This is a genomic window from Aeoliella fuhlenseeensis (assembly GCF_052161615.1).
In the GTDB taxonomy this organism is placed as follows: domain Bacteria; phylum Planctomycetota; class Planctomycetia; order Pirellulales; family Lacipirellulaceae; genus Aeoliella.
Genome location: NZ_CP197417.1, coordinates 3,502,291 through 3,519,526, shown reverse-complemented (window position 1 = coordinate 3,519,526; position 17,236 = coordinate 3,502,291). Strand labels below are relative to the sequence as shown.

Annotated in this window: 14 protein-coding genes; 8 read left to right on the top strand and 6 right to left on the bottom strand. The window is 60.2% G+C overall.

Annotated features, from left to right (window positions below; all coding sequences use genetic code 11):
- Positions 1-380 precede the first annotated feature (380 nt).
- Positions 381-1,022, bottom strand: a complete 642-nt coding sequence (locus tag SH292x_RS13930; protein WP_442481619.1) for a DNA alkylation repair protein — start codon at positions 1,020-1,022, stop codon at positions 381-383.
- Between the two features lie 150 nt (positions 1,023-1,172).
- Between SH292x_RS13930 and SH292x_RS13925 the strand changes: the two genes are divergently transcribed.
- A complete protein-coding gene (locus SH292x_RS13925; protein WP_442481618.1) occupies positions 1,173-1,298 on the top strand; it encodes a hypothetical protein in 126 nt (41 codons plus the stop codon).
- A gap of 1,153 nt (positions 1,299-2,451) precedes the next feature.
- On the opposite strand, the gene SH292x_RS13920 is transcribed toward SH292x_RS13925, so the two are convergent.
- Entirely contained in the window at positions 2,452-3,003 is a 552-nt protein-coding gene (locus SH292x_RS13920) for an REP-associated tyrosine transposase (RefSeq protein ID WP_442481617.1), read from the bottom strand.
- A 199-nt stretch (positions 3,004-3,202) separates the two neighbouring features.
- Between SH292x_RS13920 and SH292x_RS13915 the strand changes: the two genes are divergently transcribed.
- The 3 genes from SH292x_RS13915 to SH292x_RS13905 all read left to right on the top strand — a co-directional run bounded on the left by SH292x_RS13915 (position 3,203) and on the right by SH292x_RS13905 (position 7,728).
- Complete coding sequence (locus SH292x_RS13915; RefSeq protein WP_442481616.1) at positions 3,203-4,144, top strand: L-threonylcarbamoyladenylate synthase; 942 nt, start codon at positions 3,203-3,205, stop codon at positions 4,142-4,144.
- 237 nt (positions 4,145-4,381) lie between these two features.
- Positions 4,382-6,469: a catalase gene (locus tag SH292x_RS13910; RefSeq protein ID WP_442481615.1), complete on the top strand. Its 2,088-nt coding sequence runs from the start codon at positions 4,382-4,384 to the stop codon at positions 6,467-6,469.
- A 104-nt stretch (positions 6,470-6,573) separates the two neighbouring features.
- Positions 6,574-7,728, top strand: coding sequence for an ABC transporter substrate-binding protein (locus tag SH292x_RS13905; protein WP_442481614.1), 1,155 nt, complete (start codon positions 6,574-6,576; stop codon positions 7,726-7,728).
- Positions 7,729-7,767: 39 nt separating this feature from the next.
- Here SH292x_RS13905 and SH292x_RS13900 read toward each other — a convergent pair whose 3' ends face one another.
- Positions 7,768-9,468 (bottom strand): alpha-L-fucosidase, encoded by a 1,701-nt coding sequence (locus SH292x_RS13900; RefSeq protein ID WP_442481613.1) that lies wholly within the window; start codon positions 9,466-9,468, stop codon positions 7,768-7,770.
- Positions 9,469-9,643: 175 nt separating this feature from the next.
- Here SH292x_RS13900 and SH292x_RS13895 point away from each other — a divergent pair, with 175 nt between their 5' ends.
- Complete coding sequence (locus SH292x_RS13895; protein ID WP_442481612.1) at positions 9,644-10,360, top strand: hypothetical protein; 717 nt, start codon at positions 9,644-9,646, stop codon at positions 10,358-10,360.
- A gap of 18 nt (positions 10,361-10,378) precedes the next feature.
- Here SH292x_RS13895 and SH292x_RS13890 read toward each other — a convergent pair whose 3' ends face one another.
- The gene (locus tag SH292x_RS13890) at positions 10,379-11,863 is read right to left on the bottom strand and encodes an MFS transporter (protein ID WP_442481611.1); all 1,485 of its coding nucleotides are present in this window, start codon (positions 11,861-11,863) and stop codon (positions 10,379-10,381) included.
- 254 nt (positions 11,864-12,117) lie between these two features.
- On the opposite strand from SH292x_RS13890, the gene SH292x_RS13885 reads away from it, so the two are divergent.
- Together SH292x_RS13885 and SH292x_RS13880 are read left to right on the top strand one after the other, a co-directional pair.
- On the top strand, positions 12,118-13,071 hold the full coding sequence (locus SH292x_RS13885) for an eCIS core domain-containing protein (RefSeq protein WP_442481610.1): 954 nt from the start codon (positions 12,118-12,120) through the stop codon (positions 13,069-13,071).
- A gap of 71 nt (positions 13,072-13,142) precedes the next feature.
- Positions 13,143-14,396, top strand: a complete 1,254-nt coding sequence (locus SH292x_RS13880; RefSeq protein ID WP_442481609.1) for an outer membrane protein assembly factor BamB family protein — start codon at positions 13,143-13,145, stop codon at positions 14,394-14,396.
- Positions 14,397-14,681: 285 nt separating this feature from the next.
- On the opposite strand, the gene mraZ is transcribed toward SH292x_RS13880, so the two are convergent.
- The gene (gene mraZ / locus SH292x_RS13875; RefSeq protein ID WP_442481608.1) at positions 14,682-15,137 is read right to left on the bottom strand and encodes a division/cell wall cluster transcriptional repressor MraZ; all 456 of its coding nucleotides are present in this window, start codon (positions 15,135-15,137) and stop codon (positions 14,682-14,684) included.
- A gap of 301 nt (positions 15,138-15,438) precedes the next feature.
- Between mraZ and queA the strand changes: the two genes are divergently transcribed.
- Complete coding sequence (gene queA, locus SH292x_RS13870) at positions 15,439-16,485, top strand: tRNA preQ1(34) S-adenosylmethionine ribosyltransferase-isomerase QueA (RefSeq protein ID WP_442481607.1); 1,047 nt, start codon at positions 15,439-15,441, stop codon at positions 16,483-16,485.
- A 309-nt stretch (positions 16,486-16,794) separates the two neighbouring features.
- On the opposite strand, the gene SH292x_RS13865 is transcribed toward queA, so the two are convergent.
- Positions 16,795-16,974, bottom strand: a complete 180-nt coding sequence (locus SH292x_RS13865) for a Flp family type IVb pilin (protein ID WP_442481606.1) — start codon at positions 16,972-16,974, stop codon at positions 16,795-16,797.
- Positions 16,975-17,236 lie beyond the last annotated feature (262 nt).

Sequence of the window (17,236 nt, the reverse complement as noted above, 5' to 3'; positions counted from 1 at the left end):
TGTACATTAGAGCATATGTAAGGCGCGCTTTCTAGTACCTTCGTCAGAGAAAGTGGAAAAAAGTGGGCGGTGTGCAGGGGGTGGAGAAGGGGCTTAAAAAGTGAGGTGAATACCCTAAGAAACGACGGGTGCCACTGCTGGCTTGTCGTGCACGGCCATTTCGAAGTCGAATGTCTTGGGAAGAAGGCACCATCAGCTCGCCGGTTTGGAGGAGACCAGCAGTGCTTCGTAGGGTTGGCTCAATTCTGCCAGAGATATCGACACTGCTGGTTGAGGGGCGACACGGCGATTTGTGAGTACGCGAGTCCGTGCTTGAGGGGGAATTGAGTGACGAAGCTCGACAAGCCAGCAGTGGCACCCTCGGAATTCCCTAGCGAGTCTCACGCCCGCTTCGCCACTTCGATCCGAATAAACTCCGGCAGGTACGATGGGGTGCAGTTCTTGGCGACGTGGTCGTCTTTGTAAAGGCCCAGTTTCTTCCCAAGCTTGATGCACCTCGCTCGGTGCTTCGGCTCGTGGACCCCGATCTGGCAGGCGCAGAAGTTCATCGCCCATTGCACCTCGGGTTTTTCTTTTGCCAAATTCTTTTCCAGAGAATCTAAGAGCTCGGCACTGTTGCCCGGAGGGGTTTGCCCGACCCACCGCAGCCGGGCTTGGTGGTACCAAAACAGTCGACGCAAAATCGGCGAAGGGTTCTGTTCCCACGTCGTCATCAGGGCCACCAGTTTCTTGTCCTTCGACAACTGATTAGCGAGCAGCCAGTCCGCCAATTGACTAAGCTCCTCCGAGTCGTGTTCGAGGATCTCCGCCGCAAGCTGATCGACGACCTCTGCGGACAGCAGCTTGTTATCGAAAACGAGGATCGCGAGCAGCCGAGGGTAGTACTCACCCGACGACCAAAGCTCCATGCCGAGCGCGTGGTCCTTCTTGATCTCCTTGCCCCGCGCCTTGATGTCGCCGAGCTTGATGTTCTCGCCGGCGAACTCGGAGATTAGTTTCTTCGCGCGGGGGGATAGGGGCATGGTGGTTGTCTCCGCTCCGGGTTTTCAGTCGCACCATGGATGGGAATTGAGGGCTGGATTGTAGCCGGTGGGGGTGGTCGTGAACTACCGGAGGTGTGATGTCGACGGGTGCCACTGCTGGCTTGTCGTACACGGCCATTTCGAAGTCGAATGTCTTGGGAAGAAGCCACCATCAGTTCGCCGGTTTGGAGCACACCAGCAGTGCTTCGTGGCGTTGTCTTAGTTCTGCCAGAAATCAAGACACTGCTGGTCGAGGGGCGAAGCGGCGACTTGTGACAACGCGAGTCCGTGCTTGCAGTTGAATTGAGTGACGAAGCTCGACAAGCCAGCAGTGGCACCCGGCGGTTGGAAGAGAAATAGGATGGCAGGCCCTCGAACTGCTTTGAAAACAGTTGCCGACCCCCAGAACCAGCCTACGGTGATGTTGGCGGACGGTACCGGTCCCACTCTACTGGCTCGCCAAATAACGCCACTAGTTCCTCCTTGGTTTTGGGCATCGGCATGAAGGGGCCCTCTGCGCTCCGACTGAACAGAAGATTAGTCCTCTTAGGACTGCTGGAACTGTAAACGTCGAAACTCTCCAGCGTACCATTCTCAAAGCGGAACCGACTCATGCCGTTCTCGTAGCGTATCATATGAGGCTTGACCAGCCGTACCTCTTCCCAGCCAATTGTCTTCCCTACATCGTCTGGTGTTAGCTGTGGCAGATAAAATGTTTGCCCGTCCGTTGTTTGAATATATAGATCTGCCGACCCAAATCCGGCCAAACGTCGTGTGTCTGGATACCAGAAGTAATCGAAGTCCGTGTACCGAGCTACGGGGATCCCGCCTCGGTCGCATCCGGCGATCATCCCCGCCGCCCCAGTAAGAAGAAGTACGCAGAGCCCACCAGCCAGCAGGTGGGAATGATAACGCAATTCGAGCTTTGTCATCGGTCCACTTCCACTAGACGTCGGTGCATCTGGGTGCGACCACCGACTGGTTCGCCAACCACCCTTTGGATTAAACACTTTATAATAGCACAAGCTGGTATTCTCCTCACTGATTCCCGCCGGGTGCCACTGCTGGCTTGTCGGGAGAAGCGATTTCGCAACCCGATTTCTTGGGAAGATGCCACCACCAGCCCGCCAGTGTGAAGTAGACCAGCAGTGCTGAGTGGGGCGTCGCTTAGGTTGTCCCAGAGGCTAAGACACTGCTGGTCGAGGGACACCGCGGCGATTTGTGTGGAGGTTCGTCCGTGCTTGACGGTGAAATGATTAGTACGGCCCGACGAGCCAGCAGTGGCACCCGGCGAGTGATGACAACCGAACTGAGGTCAAGTTAAACTAGGAGTATGAGCACACCTCCACCTCATCGAAAGCGCGTTAAACATTTCGATGAGGGAGCACCGTAGGGTACGGTGCTTGCACCTACCTTTTCCGCCAACCTCTCATTCGCAGTCTATCCATTCATCGCCATAAAACTCCGGCGACCCACCCCAGGTTTCCTCGTACTCGCCAAGCTTCACGTAGCGGTGAAACGACGACCATGGCCAGTCGATCGCGCGTTCGCACAAGCGATGCTTCACCGGGTTGATGTGAATGTAGTCGAGCCTTTTGCGAAGTTCGGCCTCGTCACGCACGGTCCGCTCGTAGTAGCGGCGTTGCCAGATGCCACGCCCCCCTTGTACGGCTTGCGCCACCGAAACCGCCCTCTCGGTACCGCCGCCGGCGAGCCAACCTCGCGTGAATAGCGTTTTGATTTGCCGCCAACGGGTGGGATAGTCGGTGTCGCCACTGGGAAGCGTCCAGATTGTGTGGAGATGATCGGGCAGAAGAACGAAGCCGTTGATTTCAAAAGGGCGTCGACTGCGAACTTGCTCAATAGCGTCACGCAACACCCGGCGAGCTAGATCGGTCGTCAATAGCGGCCGTCGCTCGTACGTCACGAGCGTGAAGAAGAACGTACCTCCCGGAACATCGGCTCGCCGGTAATGTGCCATATCGGTATTGTAGTTAAAGGTAGGTGCAAGCACCGTACCCTACGGGCTGTGGCACCCGAAGAATGTCGCTAGCCCAGCTCCCCCGCCCGGTGCTCTTTCTTTATCCATTTGCTAATCTATCTCGCTTCGGTTTGAATGGAGGGGGGTTTGGTTGGTGTCCCCGGCGGCGTTTGGGATTGGTAGGTAGGGCGAGGTCGGTATGGTGACGGACGAGGAAATTGCCAGTGCGGCGGAGGTGATTCGTCGGGGGGGGCTTGTCGCGTTTCCGACCGAGACGGTGTATGGGCTGGGGGCCAATGCGCTGGATGCCGATGCGGTGGCTCAGATTTTTGAGCTGAAGGGGCGGCCGCGGTTTGATCCGTTGATCGTTCACATTACCCGCGCCGAGGATTTGGAGTCGCTAGTCGAAGACGTGCCGGCGGCGGCTCGTAAGTTGGTGGCGAAGTTCTGGCCGGGGCCGCTTTCGGTGGTGCTGCCGAAGCGGGAGTGCGTGCCGGACATAGTGACGGCGGGACTGGCGAACGTGGCGGTTCGTTGCCCGGCGCATCCGATCGCGCGGCGGTTGATTGAGCTCGCGGGGGTGCCGATTGCGGCGCCGAGCGCCAACGTGTTCTGCGCGGTGAGTCCGACGACGGCCCAGCACGTGCGCGATCAGTTCGCCGAGCGTTTGACGCATATTCTCGATGGCGGGCCGTGCCAGGTGGGGGTCGAGTCGACGGTGGTGTCGTTCGTGGACGACGTGCCGACGCTGCTGCGGCCTGGGGGCGTGACGGCCGAGGAGATTGAGCAGGTGATTGGGACGCTGCGGATCTCGGAGGGAGACGCCAGCCAGCCGGCGAGCCCGGGGCAGCTGCCGAAGCACTACGCCCCGACAACGCCGCTCGAGTTATCCACCGATGCACCACGGCCGGGACTGCGCGTGGGACTCATGACGCTCGGTAAACCAGAAAGCGTGGAAGGTTTCGCGGTGATCGAAGTTCTCTCGCAGCGGGGAAGTCTGCGCGAAGCGGCGGCCAACCTGTTCGCGGCGATGCGTCGTCTCGATGCGATGGGGCTCGACTACATCGTCGCGCGGCCGGTCCCTGAAGAAGGGTTAGGCCACGCCATCATGGATCGCTTGAGCCGCGCGGCGGCCAAGTGACGCGTATCGTGTGGACGAGTTCTGACCACTCTGGTTGATTCGGTGTCAGTGCGTTTCGCATGGCTTCGCGGTTCGTGGCGTTTAGCGACGCTATCACGCGTTGGCACTTCGTTTGCTTCATGCGTTGGGACTCGGTGCAGTGCTCGCGCCTTCTGCGCGTTCGGTCGGTTGCCGATTGGTTAGGGAAGCATACGGAGCGCAATCTCGCGCTCACAATCGAAATAAGGAGTTAGTGCGATGGCGAAACAACCCGCGGGCGGCAAGCAAGGTGCAGGAAAACAGGCATCGGGCAAAACAACAGTCGGTGCCGGTGGCGAGCTGCATCAAACGAACAGCGATCCCGAAACGCGGTTGACCACCAATCAAGGGGTGCCAGTTTCGGACGACCAGAACACGCTGACCGTCGGGCCGCGCGGGCCGCAGTTGCTCGAAGACTTCGTGATGCGGGAGAAGATCACGCATTTCGACCACGAGCGAATCCCCGAACGAGTGGTGCACGCGCGTGGTTACGGGGCCCATGGTTACTTCGAGACTTACAAGTCGCATTCGAAGCTCACACGGGCGGCGTTCTTACAGGACCCCGGTGTCCGCACGCCGGTATTCTGCCGGTTTTCGACGGTGGCGGGCCGAGCGGGTTCGTTCGACACGGCTCGCGATGTTCGCGGCATGGCAGTGAAGTTCTACACAACCGAGGGTAACTACGACCTGGTGGGGAACAACATTCCGGTGTTCTTCATCCAGGACGCGATGAAGTTTCCCGACTTGGTGCATAGCGTGAAGCCGGCACCGGATCGCGACTTTCCTCAGGCGCAGTCGGCGCACGATTCGTTTTGGGATTTCGTCGGCCTGACGCCCGAGAGCATGCACATGCTGTTGTGGGTAATGTCGGACCGGGCGATACCGCGATCGTTCCGCATGATGGAAGGGTTTGGCGTCCACACGTTTCGCATGATCAATAAGCGGGGCGAGGCGACGCTGGTGAAGTTCCACTGGCGGCCGAAGCTGGGGACGTTCTCGCTGGTTTGGGACGAGGCGGTGAAGATCTCGGGGGCGGATCCGGACTTCCATCGTCGCGACTTGTGGACGGCGATCGAGTCGGGCGACTTCCCCGAGTGGGAATTGAGCGTGCAAGCGTTTACCGAAGAGCAGGCCGCGGAGTTCGACTTCGACGTGCTCGACCCGACGAAGGTCGTGCCGGAGGAACTGGTGCCGCTGACGCCGCTGGGGCGGATGGTGCTGGATCGCAACGTCGATAACTTCTTCGCCGAGACGGAGCAGGTGGCGTTCTGCCCGTCGCACATGGTGCCCGGCATCGACCTGTCGAACGACCCGCTGCTGCAAGGGCGGCTGTTTAGTTACCTCGACACGCAGTTGTCGCGGCTGGGGAGTCCGAACTTCCATCAGATCCCCATCAACGCGCCGAAGTGCCCGATGCACAACTTCCAACGCGATGGCCACATGCAGACGATGGTGCCGACAGGCCGAGTGTCGAACGAGCCGAACTCGCTGGACGATGGCACGCCGCGCGAGGATCCGGCGGGTGGTTTTCAGACGTTCCCGGCTCAAGAGGCGGGGTCGAAGATGCGGACCCGGCCCGAGAGTTTTGCGGATCACTACACGCAGGCACGGCTGTTCTACCGCTCGATGACACCGCCGGAGCAGGAGCATATCGTCGGGGGGTTTGCGTTTGAGCTTGGGAAGTGCCAACTGACGCGCGTTCGCACGCGGATGCTGGGGCACTTGAAGCTCGTCGATAAGGAACTAGCCGACGCGGTGGCCGACAAGCTGGGCATGCCGGGCCAAGCCGATAAGATCAAGCCGGCTGCCGAGCCATTCGACATGCCGCCGAGCCCGGCGCTGTCGCAGTACGCGAAAGCCCCCAAGTCGATCGCGGGGAAGAAGATTGGGCTATTAACCACGCCCGGCGCGGACGTGAAGCTTTACAAGTCGCTATTGAAAACGGCGAAGGCCGAGTCGGCGATGGTGGAAGTAATCGCCCCCAAGGCCGGGCCGCTGGAGATGAGCGACGGCTCGACGATCCAGCCGGAGCATTTTCTGTCGGGCGCGCCCTCGGTGCTGTTCGACGCGGTGGTGATCGCGCCGGCGGACGATTCGCTGGCAAGCGACCCTAATGCTGTGAACTGGCTTCGCGATGCGTTCGCGCACCAGAAGGTGATTGGTTACAACGCCAACACGGAGTCGCTGTTCGCCAAGGCCGCGGTAGAGCAGGGGGCGGACGCCGGCGTCGTAGAAGTGACCGACGGCAAGTTCGAGGCGTTTGTCACGCAGGCGAAGAAGCACCGGATTTGGGACCGGGTGGTGTGACGCCGAGCCGAGTCCTCCCGTCCACGATTGGCATTCTCGCCGCCACGCCGCCGGTTTACATTGGTGCGTGGTGGCGAGTTTGCCTTTTTTGTAGGAGGGGGACGATGGAGTCTCGACGAACTTTCTTTGCCTTCGTCGTATTGTCATTGTTGAACCTGGCACCCGCGTCGCGCGGCGACGAGCAGATCGTGCTAGGCGCGCTCTACAACAGCACGGGCTCGCAGGCGGGCCTGGACGCGCCGTCGCTGCTGGGGGCGAAGCTGGCGGTCGCGGAGGTCAACGCAAAGGGTGGCGTGCTTGGCCGACCGGTGGTGCTTGAGGTTCGTGATGGGCACAGCGAGCCGGAATTGTTGCGGACCAAAACCAGCGAGTTACTCGCAGGGCAGCCGAGTCCCGTTGCACTCCTTGGACTTTCGGACACTGACTTGGTGCTCGCCGCCGCGCCTTTCGCGGCGCGTGATGGGAGAGTGTTTCTTACGTCGGGAGCGACTTCGCCGCGGTTGCCGGGGCAGGTTCCTGAGTGGCTGTTCCTAGCGTGCTTCGGCGACAACGTTCAGGCAGCCGCCGCGGCGGAGTGGGCACACCACGATCAGAAAGCCCGCACCGCGCTGGTGATCTTTGACGACTCGCACGAGTACACGAAGTTACTCGAAGAGTACATTCAGATTCGCTTCCAAGAACTCGGCGGCAAGATCCGCGAGGTGTGCAGCTTCACGCCCGAGAACTTGGAGAAGTCGCTCACCAACTTGCCGCAGGCGGACGTGGTGTTTCTTGCGGCGCAGTCGCCCGAGGATATCCGCCGGGCGGTGAAGTTGGTTCGCGAAGCGGGGCTGAAGTGTCCGATCGTTGGCGGGGACTCGTTTGACGCTGACAGGTTGTGGAACGAGTTTGAAGGTGCGGACGATATTTACTACACGACCCACGCCTATCTGGGCGAAGAGAACAAGAACCCGCGAGTGGTGGCGTTCCGCAAAGAGTTCACTGCTGCTAACCCTAACGCCACTTGCGATGGCTTTGCGGCGCTCGGCTACGACACGGCACGACTGTTGATGCACGCGGTGGAATCATCGAAAACCGCCGAACCGGATGCTATTCGTGAGGCACTTTCTCAAACCAAGGATTTCGAAGGAGTCACCGGCACCATCAGCTACACGGGCGGAAGTCGCATTCCGACGAAGTCGGTGAGCCTAATTGGAATCAGCGATGGCAAGCTCCGGCTCGTTCGCGAGATCACGCCGAAGAGCGTGCCGGCGCCGTGACGGAATGGTGAGCACCAAGGGTGGACTCTTTCCAATCGCCTATCGCTTGGGAGTCACCTTGAACACAACCGCAATGTCGTTGAGCTCGCCCGTCGGTTTCTCAATCACGAGGGCGTCCGCGTTTTGCGACCACCTCAGTTCTTGATCGCTACCCAGCAAGGTCACAGCGTGGACCGGGGCGCTAAGCAGCGCGGCGTCCTTGCCGAGTGAGCGGATGCCAATCGATCCAGTCGGACGTCCAAGGACGAAGGCGTAGATGTCGCCATTTTTGGTGGTGAAGCGAACGTCGTCGGCGGTGAACGGCTTGCCCTTGCCTTCGTTAAACCCTTGGGCTTGCAGGGGTGCCGCGTCTTCCATTTGCGGGCCTTCGCCGAGCACTCGCCATGGCCGGGTGCCGTGAATGGCCGACTTGTTGATCTGCATCCAATTGGAGATGCCTTCAATGATCGCCAGCTCTTCGGCGTCTGGCTGGCCGGTGCCGTCGAGCGGGACGCTAAGCAGCAGGTTGCCATTCTTGCTAACGATGTCGATCAGCATATGAATGACCGACTTGGCACTCTTGTAGCCATGACCTTCACGCAGACCACTCTGGTAATGCCACTGCCCGATGCAAGTATCGGTTTGGAAGACTTGCGGCTCGATTTCGTTGCTCGCGCCGCGTTCGATGTCCCACACCAGGCACTTGCGCTGATCGGGTGTCAGGATTTTCCCGCAGAGCACACCGTCGTCGCTCGTGCCGTGCCACTTGTTGTTGCTGTTGTAGAAGTGCGCGGCGATCTTCAGTCCCGCGTCGCTCGCCGGCCATAGTGGTAGTGCCGTATCGTCGAAGTACAGTAAGTCGGGCTCGTACTTGTTGATCAGATCGACCGTGCGATTGTAGAACTTCTGGCAATAGGCCTCGTCGGGAGTTGTCACGCCGCCTGTCCAGTTCCATCTGCCATGAATGCTGTGAAGGTCCGTAAAATGCGGAGCCGGCGCATGACGCTGCTCGTACAAATCCTGCGGTTCGTACCCTTCCCACCATTTGCCTTTCCCATCGGCCTTGGTGAGCTTGCCATCGTAGGGCACACCCTTTTTTGGCCCAGCCGTGTCCGACGCCTGTGATGGTTCGTACCAACTCCATGCGTGCGACGAATGCACGCTCACGCCAAATCGCAAGCCGTGCTTACGGGCCGCCTTTTCCCAGCCGGCGATCAAGTCCTGCTTCGGTCCCATGTTCGTGGCGTTCCACGGCTGGTACTTGCTGTCGTAGTTATCGAAGTTGTCGTGATGGCTCGCCATCGCGACGAAGTACTCGGCGCCACAACGCTTGTACAACTCCACCAGTTTGTCGGGATCCCAGGCCTCGGCTTTGAACTCGTGGATCACGTCTTTGAAGCCGAACTCCGAAGGGTGGCCGTACTTATTAACGTGGTAGCGATACTTGGGTTGATCGAACGCGTACATCTCGCGGGCGTACCAATCGCCCGCCTCGGGTTCGCACTGCGGCCCCCAGTGAGCCCAGATGCCGAACTTCGCATCCTTGAACCATTCGGGCACTTGGTATTGCGACAGCGACTGCCACGAGGGATCGAATTTACCCTCTGCAATTGGTTCATCGCTTGTCTCAACGATTACAGTGGGTGTGGCAGTCGACGGAATCTGACCGATCGCAAGATTGCCTACCGTGCTCGCCATCATGAGGAGGAGAAGTGCGGGCCAAGCGCCGACGAACGTGGTTGTAGCGCGAAGTGAAACCATGGTTCCAATCTCAGCAACAGAAGGACAAGAGGGCAGTTAGAAGAGAGTCGCCAGCACTAGTTTAACCCCGCGTCGCCACGTTGACCACAAGCGTCGCGGCCACGATCATTGGGGACTCGGCATCCAAGGGCCACAGGCGCACGAGCAGTATGGAAGCGAAAGGTTTGATCACATCATGCGGTATCTCGATTTCACCTCCTGGGAATCCCTCGTCACGACGTTGGTCGGGCTCGTCGCGTTCACGTTCATCATGGTCGGCATTCGGCTACTCGTCATGCAAACCATTCAGCAGCGGCGGGAGCGGGAGAATCGACAGGTCAACGAGCGGCTTAAGATTCTCATCTCGGCCTACAAGACGCTCGGTGGTTCGTTCACCGGAGACCTGGCCGTAGATCCCACCCATGTGCGAGACCTAATGCGCAGGCAAGCGGCCGGCGAGGCTGGGGCGGAGGCCGACGAAACAATCGTCGATCTGTTGGCCAACTCCTCCGAGCGCTCGCGGCGAATTCGTGACGCGGTGGAGGCCGCGTTGTCGGACGTAATCTTACTTGGCACCGAAGAGCAAGTGCGGCTTGCTGCCCAGGCAGCGAGCGACATGGCCGCGGGCCGGCCGACCTACACGGCGGAGCTGGTCGTCTCGCTACGCAACTTCATCCGGCAAGTACTCGCGCTCGAACCGGTTCCCACCGAAGTGGTCATCCCGAAGCAGGGCCCGGTGCGTCCTAGTTCCGCCAGCGGCAAGGCGAAAGGCGATGACGCGGGCGAAGGCAAAGGTGGTGCGTCCACGGGAGGCAAAGGTGGCGGCGGGGCAGGGGCAGGGGCGATGGGAGTCGGGGGTGGAATGGGTGTGGGCGTGGGGCTTGCGCGGGACGAGGAAGAGCAGCGGGGGTGAGGGGGGCTGCAGAGTCTGTTAGTCCTCTTGCTCCACATCCTGCTCCGGCAGCGTGAACGACAGAATCAGGTTCGCAAGGTACAGCACCAGCGCCACGCCGGCGGCGACGATGGCCGTTTTGGCGGCAGGGGTGGCACCGGGAATGAACGAGAATAGCGCCACTTGCTGCGTAAGGAACGCGAACGGCGTGCCGATCATGCGGCCGCCGATGTTGGCGGCGAAACTTTCGCCCGTGCCGCGAAGGTGGACCGGGTAGGCCTTGGGCAAGTAGTTACCCCAGAAGCTGAACTGGGCGACCGTGAAGAAGCCGGCGAGGAAAATGCCGAGGCCTAGTGCCGAGACGCTGACCTCATGGAATCCCGGTAGCCAGCTCATGTCGAAGCTGAAGAACACTCGTTCTTGCCCCTGGGCGAAGGCCCAGAAGATGAACGGAATCATGATCAGGCCCGGGATGAGGAAGATGCGGAGTAACGCCCGTCGACTCGCGATGTGGGCCACTAGCAGGGCCAGCGCGAACCGCCCGAACAGGCCGCCCGTTTCTTGCGACTTGGTGTAGTTGGCGACCGCTTCGCCGACCACGCGGCCCCCGGCGACTTGTTTCTTCTCTGGCGGCGCGGCTTCGGCGGCTGCGGCGACCTTCTGCTTCACTTGATCGATGCCCGGTACGATTTGAGGCATCTGTTGAATCGCGCCGAACGCGACGCCGTAGCTGCACGCGAACATGATTGTGGTGACGATCGTGGTGCGGCGAAGTTCCGGAGAGAACAACTCGCGAACACTTGGACGCCGAAGCGTGCCGGCGTCTTTCTTTTCCTTCCACTTGGGCGACTCGGGAAGGAACGGGCGAATGATCATCAGCGGAATCGCCGGGATCAAACCGCTCATCAGCGTGTAACGCCAGTCGGCGTGCTGAAACAGCGGGTCAATGGTTCCTAGGAGCGGCTGGAGGAATGTCGGAATCTGAATTGCCGGAAAGGTGGTCGCGTTGCGAACGATGAGGCCATTTACCACGGCAATCAGCAGACCGCCGATCGACGAAAAGGCCTGCGTGTAACCAAGCACCTTCTCGCGTCGCACGGGGTCGTCGAACAGTTCTGCCAGCCACGCCACCGCGGCGACGAATTCGACGCACACGCCAATGAACGTGGTCGTGCGGAAGAACAGAAGCATCGGCAGGCTGGTGGAGAATCCCGCGAAGAATGCCGAGAAGGCGTAGAGCAAAATGCTCCACGTGAGAATCCGCCGTCGCCCAAAACGATCGGTCAGGTAACCACCCAGTAAACCAAAAATACCGCCGCACACCGCGGGGACGTAGAACAACAGTCCGAACCAGTGAGCGAACTCGGGAGTGCCTCGCGTCAGCCCGCCGAGTTCCTGCAGGGCGGGGCCCACGATCAGGGGGAGCATCAGCAGTTCGTAGATGTCGAACGCGAAACCAATCGCGGCAATGACGCAGACGGTCCACAATGAAAACGTCATGCGTTGGGGCGAGGCGGCGGGCATGGTCGGTCCCTGGGGGGCGGCTTAGCGCAACAAGCTGGCGCGGGCGGGGCGAAAACGAAGGCTTTATGTTCTCGGAGCGGGCGACGTGGGTCAAGCGGGAAACGCGATTGTTGGCTGCGGAACTGGACCTATTCGGCGAATTTGTTGGTGAGCATCGACGCCGAGTTTTGGGCCTAGGGCACAATCCGGTCCTTCGTACTTGCTATACTTCGTTGGATCCACGTTCTCACCAAGCCCCGTTCCACGGTCACGACATGCATGTTGTTCGTTTTGCAACCAGCTTCGTTCTAATGATCGCCTCGGCGGCCCACGCTCAAATGCAACTAGGCGACACCAAGATCGAGTTCGCGACCGTCGACGAGGGAAGAGAAGTGCTCACGGCCCGCGATGACTTCGTCGAGCGACTAAGCCCTTTCGATCGTGCCGCGCGAATGAAGAAGGAAGGTGAGGTCTCCGAAGCCGACTACTTGGGCTTTGTAGGAGAGAACGTCATGGAGTGGGAGCCGGAAGAACGGGCGCTGGTGGAGACAGCGCTGGCTGGAGTTCGTGAAAAGTTGTCGGCTTACGATTTGCCATTCCCCGCTAGAGTTCTTTTGATCAAGACCACTGGCACGGAGGAGGGCAATGCGGCGTACACCCGGGCCAATGCGATTGTGTTCCCAGAGGAGAAGCTCGCGAGCGAGCCTGAGCAGTTGCAGCGGCTCTTATGCCACGAGCTGTTCCACGTCCTATCGCGTGCGGATGGTGAACTCCGCGAGAAGCTCTACGCGACTATTGGTTTCGAGAAGTGCGCCGAAGTGCAGTTGCCACCTGCGTTAGCGGCTAAAAAGATCACCAACCCCGATGCGCCAAGAAACGACCATGCCATTCGAGCAAAGGTGAAGGGCGAGCCGCGCTGGGTGGTACCGGTGCTGATCGCGACAAGCCCGTACAGCACCGAACGTGGGGGCGAGTTCTTCAACTACCTGGAGCTCAAGTTCTTGCTGCTCGACGACCAGAAAAAACTCGACCCCCACAACATGGAACTCGTCGATCGCCGGGAGCTTGGTGAGTTCTTTAAGCAGGTCGGCAAGAACACGGGCTACATCATCCATCCCGAAGAAATCCTGGCCGACAACTTCTCGCTACTCGTTCTGCCTCAAGGCGAGCTGCCCTCTCCCGAGATTGTGGAGCGGATGAAGGCGGTGCTCAAGAAGGCTAGCAACTAACTAGGCAGTCATCAAAGCATCTCATCGCTCAACTAACATGAATCAAGACTAAGAAACTGTAGGGAAACATCATGCTCTTACGTAACTTGGCCACCGTGTTGCTGGCGTCGGTTGGATTATTCGGATGGACCTCCGTTTGCGTAGCGGAGGCTCCCGCGCCTGGCGACTGGCCGCAGTGGCGCGGAGCAGCGGGCGATAACAAGGCCGTGGCCGAAGGACCGCTGGAATGGGGCGAGGACAAGAACATTGTGTGGCGCGTCCCCGTGCCAGGGCGCGGACACTCGTCGCCCACTGTGGTGGGTGACAAGGTGTTTCTCACCACCGCTGACGAAACAGCCAAAACGCAATCGGTGCTGGCCTTCGATCGACAGACGGGTGACGAACTCTGGTCTAAGCAAGTATTTGCCGGCGGGCTCGACCATCGCATGCACCAGCGCAACACGCACGCCACTTGCTCGGTCGCTTGCGCAGGTGATCAACTATTTGCCCTATTCCTGAATCGCGACGCCATTTGGATGGTGTCGTTCGACACCGACGGCAACGAGTTATGGCGCTCCGAAGTTGGCCCCTATGAATCGCACTGGGGCTACTCGGCCTCGCCGATGATTTATGGCGATAATGTGTTGGTCACGGCCGATCATCCCGATGGAGGATGGATCGCGGCGGTCGCCCAATCGAATGGCGACTTGGTTTGGAAGACGGGCCGCGACAAGAATCCCAACTATCCCTCGCCCGTCGTACATCACGTGTCGGGTCAGGATCAGTTGCTGCTTGCGGGCCTCGACCGCGTGGCCAGCTACTCGCCGGAGACAGGGAAGTTGCTGTGGGAAGCTAAAGGGACCACTACCGAGTGCGTCGGCACGGTCGTTGTGGATGGCGATCTTGCGTTCGCAAGTGGCGGCTATCCTGATAGTGAGACCCTCGCAGTTGCGACCGATGGATCGGGTAGGGTGGCGTGGAAGAACCGCGTGAAGGTGTACGTGCCGTCGCTGCTCGCGCACGCCGGCCGGCTGTACGCGGTTACTGACGATGGCATTGCCTACTGTTGGGACGCGGCGTCAGGCGATCAGAAATGGAAGAAACGCCTGGGGGGCACGTTCAACACGTCGCCCGTGCTGGTGGGCGACTGCGTAGTGGCGGCCTGTGAGGACGGAACGACCTACGTCCTACGCGCGGCGGACAAGTACGAACTAGTCGCCGAGAACCAGTTGGGCAACGAAGTCTACGCAACGCCCACGTTCTGCGGAGGCCAAGCGTTTATCCGCTACGCGGTGCTCGATGGACAAGAGCGACAAGAGTTCCTGGCGTGTATCGGACAGGAGTGAAGCGGTCGATCGGCGCGCTTCAGGCGTAAGCGACGTCTTGCTTCAGGGCACATCCTTGTGCCCCGAAGCTTGATTGGTTGACGCCGGCACGAAGTAGTAACGGGCTACTCGGTCCTCGCCGCGCTCGATTGTGTGGTGTCCGTACCACGAGCGACTCATCGCTTGCAACTACAGGCCGGAGGAGACCTGTCGGCGAGGGCGTGGCCCACTCTCGACGACGCTGCGTGCGATTCGCGCGGTGCGGCTAGCTCCGCGCGCTTCCAGGTTGTTCAGAGAATCGTGTTCTCACGCCTCCGTGGTGGGTGGATGGAATGCCGACTCGGCAATTTCGTCGTAGTGCTCCACGCGCTGGTTGACGTAGTGGTCCCACGCCCCGCGCGGCCAAATCTCGACGTGGTCCTGCACGCCGACCAGCACGACTTCGGTGCCAAGCTTCGTGAGCTCGGCGAGTTCGCTGGGTATCCGCAAACGACCTTGGCCATCGATCCGCACCGCGGCGGCTCGGGCAAAGAACAGGCGTGCATAGTCCCGCACGTTGCGGGCGTTGGGCGACGCCGATTGCAGACGCTCGCCCAGGCGGCGGAAAGTTGTTTCGGGATACAGGGCCAAGGCCCCGTCGGTGCCGGGAGCAAGAAATAGCGAGGTGTTTTCACCGTCTTCGAGGCCTTCGCGGAGCGATTTAGGGACAGCCACACGGTGTTTCTCGTCCAGGTTTCGGTGGTGCGTTCCGGTCAGTAACATCGATGTCCCATTTTTCCCCACAACTCACCACCAACACCCAAAAAGGTACTCATCCCAGGGCGGCCGTCAACACCGTAATTCCCGTGCTAGCGGTTGGCTTTTGTTCAGAAAAAAGGCCCACGGCTGCGATCATCTCCGAGGAATTCTCATGAAGTCGTGCATCGAAACTATTTTGAGAATTTTGAAACCCTGCTCACTCGCGCACTTGCGAGGAACGCCGCGCCCCGCGTAGTTCAACAAGGCCATTGAGGCTATGATGTGTAGCCGTTAACTACGTTTTCGCTGGCTCACGTTCATGTCCATGACTCCTTTCTTCGATTACGACCTGCCCCGCGAGCTGATCGCGCAGGAGCCGTTGCGCAATCGCGCCGACGCGCGGCTGATGGTCGTGGATCGCGGCAGGCAAAAGATCTCCCACTGGCACGTCCGGGACCTGCCCGAGATGCTTCGCGGCGGCGACACGCTGGTGCTCAACAACACCAAGGTGATCCCAGCGCAACTGTACGGCCGTCGCAAGAGCACTGGCGGGCAGTGGCAAGGTCTATTCCTTCGCGCTGACGAAGATGGCCACTGGCGAATCGTGTGCAAAACACGTGGCCGCTTAGTGCCGGGCGATGTGATCGAGCTGCTCGACAGCGAAGGCCGCGAGGCCGAACGGCTGTGGCTGCTCGAACGTTTGGACGGTGGCCAGTGGCTCGCCCACCCCGACTCGGGCGACGATGTCGAGACCGTGCTCAAACGCGTGGGCCGAGTCCCTCTGCCGCACTACATTCGCGGTGGGCGGATGGTCGACTCGGACGTGAAGAACTACCAAACGGTGTTCGCAAAAACGCCCGGTGCCGTGGCCGCGCCGACGGCCGGCCTGCATTTCACGGAGGATTTGCTACGCCAAGTGAAGTCCCGCGGCGTCGAGTTCGCCCAGGTGACTCTGCACGTGGGACTCGGGACGTTCCGCCCCATCACGGCCGACACGCCCGAGGAGCATCAGATGCACAGCGAGTGGGGCAAACTCCCCGCCGCGAGCGCCGAGTCGCTCAACGCTACGCGCGCCAACGGTGGTCGAATCGTGGCGGTCGGAACCACCTCGGTGCGAGTGCTAGAGTCGGCTGCCGCGGCGACGGGTACGCCGCTCGGTGCCTGGCACGGCGACACCAACTTGTTTATCTATCCGCCCTACGAGTTCAAGGCAGTCGACGCGCTGCTCACCAACTTCCACTTCCCGCGGACGACGCTACTGCTGTTGGTGCAAGCGTTTGGCGGCACGGAACTGGTCCGCGAGGCCTACGAGGAAGCGATTCGCGAAGAGTACCGCTTCTATAGCTACGGCGACGCCATGCTACTGGTGTAGGGGAGCGTTGATTGAAGAGGGCCGGACGGCTTGCGCCGTTCCGCTACTAGAGGAGCGCATAAAAAACGGCGGCCCTTCGCCAGGGGGAATGGGGCAGGTATTCCCTCATGGATCGAAGAGCCGCCAGTATGCTTACGTCCGAGCGACAGCGTCGTCCGGCGATCAAAGTCTAGGTCAGCGGCGTTGATTGTGGATAACCAACACCTGAATCATCGGCCATCGCAGCGGTAACCTTTACCCTACTGTGGAAGGGGTAGAGAAATCACACGAGGCGTGCGTTAGAACGCCGTGGCGACTCGGGGGTGATCGTCACGAGCCCAGCGCCGAAGCGATACTGTCGGACGATTCGTCAAAACTGTCCGCCGTTGCATCAGCCATCGACATGGCCGAGCCTATGCATACGACAACGATGAGCGCTAGTAGGACCGCGTACTCGACGGCCGTCGGACCATCATCTCTTTGCAGGAACTCGCGAATGTGTTTGAGCATGGTGTCACCGGGGAGAAGAGTATGACAAGACGCCCAATCACGAGCGTCAGAAAAGTAGGGGCCGATGACAAGGCCAGGGGGCGGCGCATCAGCCGATCTACTCAACGCTAGCTCACAGGCAAGCCGCAGGCTTCGCAATTCATGCGGAATGTTGCGCGGCTGGACCGCATTGCGTCGACGGTGGCGATGGTGACGATCGTGCCGCCGCGCGAAGGGTTATGCAGGTCGCCAACATAAAAAGGCCACCGAGCAGGTGCTCGGT

Excerpts from the sequence above, each read along its gene's own strand:
- SH292x_RS13930 (WP_442481619.1), bottom strand. The coding sequence starts at position 1,022 with ATGCCCCTATCCCCCCGCGCGAAGAAACTAATCTCCGAGTTCGCCGGC.
- SH292x_RS13925 (WP_442481618.1), top strand. The coding sequence starts at position 1,173 with ATGTCTTGGGAAGAAGCCACCATCAGTTCGCCGGTTTGGAGCACACCA.
- SH292x_RS13920 (WP_442481617.1), bottom strand. The coding sequence starts at position 3,003 with ATGGCACATTACCGGCGAGCCGATGTTCCGGGAGGTACGTTCTTCTTC.
- SH292x_RS13915 (WP_442481616.1), top strand. The coding sequence starts at position 3,203 with ATGGTGACGGACGAGGAAATTGCCAGTGCGGCGGAGGTGATTCGTCGG.
- SH292x_RS13910 (WP_442481615.1), top strand. The coding sequence starts at position 4,382 with ATGGCGAAACAACCCGCGGGCGGCAAGCAAGGTGCAGGAAAACAGGCA.
- SH292x_RS13905 (WP_442481614.1), top strand. The coding sequence starts at position 6,574 with ATGGAGTCTCGACGAACTTTCTTTGCCTTCGTCGTATTGTCATTGTTG.
- SH292x_RS13900 (WP_442481613.1), bottom strand. The coding sequence starts at position 9,468 with ATGGTTTCACTTCGCGCTACAACCACGTTCGTCGGCGCTTGGCCCGCA.
- SH292x_RS13895 (WP_442481612.1), top strand. The coding sequence starts at position 9,644 with ATGCGGTATCTCGATTTCACCTCCTGGGAATCCCTCGTCACGACGTTG.
- SH292x_RS13890 (WP_442481611.1), bottom strand. The coding sequence starts at position 11,863 with ATGCCCGCCGCCTCGCCCCAACGCATGACGTTTTCATTGTGGACCGTC.
- SH292x_RS13885 (WP_442481610.1), top strand. The coding sequence starts at position 12,118 with ATGCATGTTGTTCGTTTTGCAACCAGCTTCGTTCTAATGATCGCCTCG.
- SH292x_RS13880 (WP_442481609.1), top strand. The coding sequence starts at position 13,143 with ATGCTCTTACGTAACTTGGCCACCGTGTTGCTGGCGTCGGTTGGATTA.
- mraZ (WP_442481608.1), bottom strand. The coding sequence starts at position 15,137 with ATGTTACTGACCGGAACGCACCACCGAAACCTGGACGAGAAACACCGT.
- queA (WP_442481607.1), top strand. The coding sequence starts at position 15,439 with ATGACTCCTTTCTTCGATTACGACCTGCCCCGCGAGCTGATCGCGCAG.
- SH292x_RS13865 (WP_442481606.1), bottom strand. The coding sequence starts at position 16,974 with ATGCTCAAACACATTCGCGAGTTCCTGCAAAGAGATGATGGTCCGACG.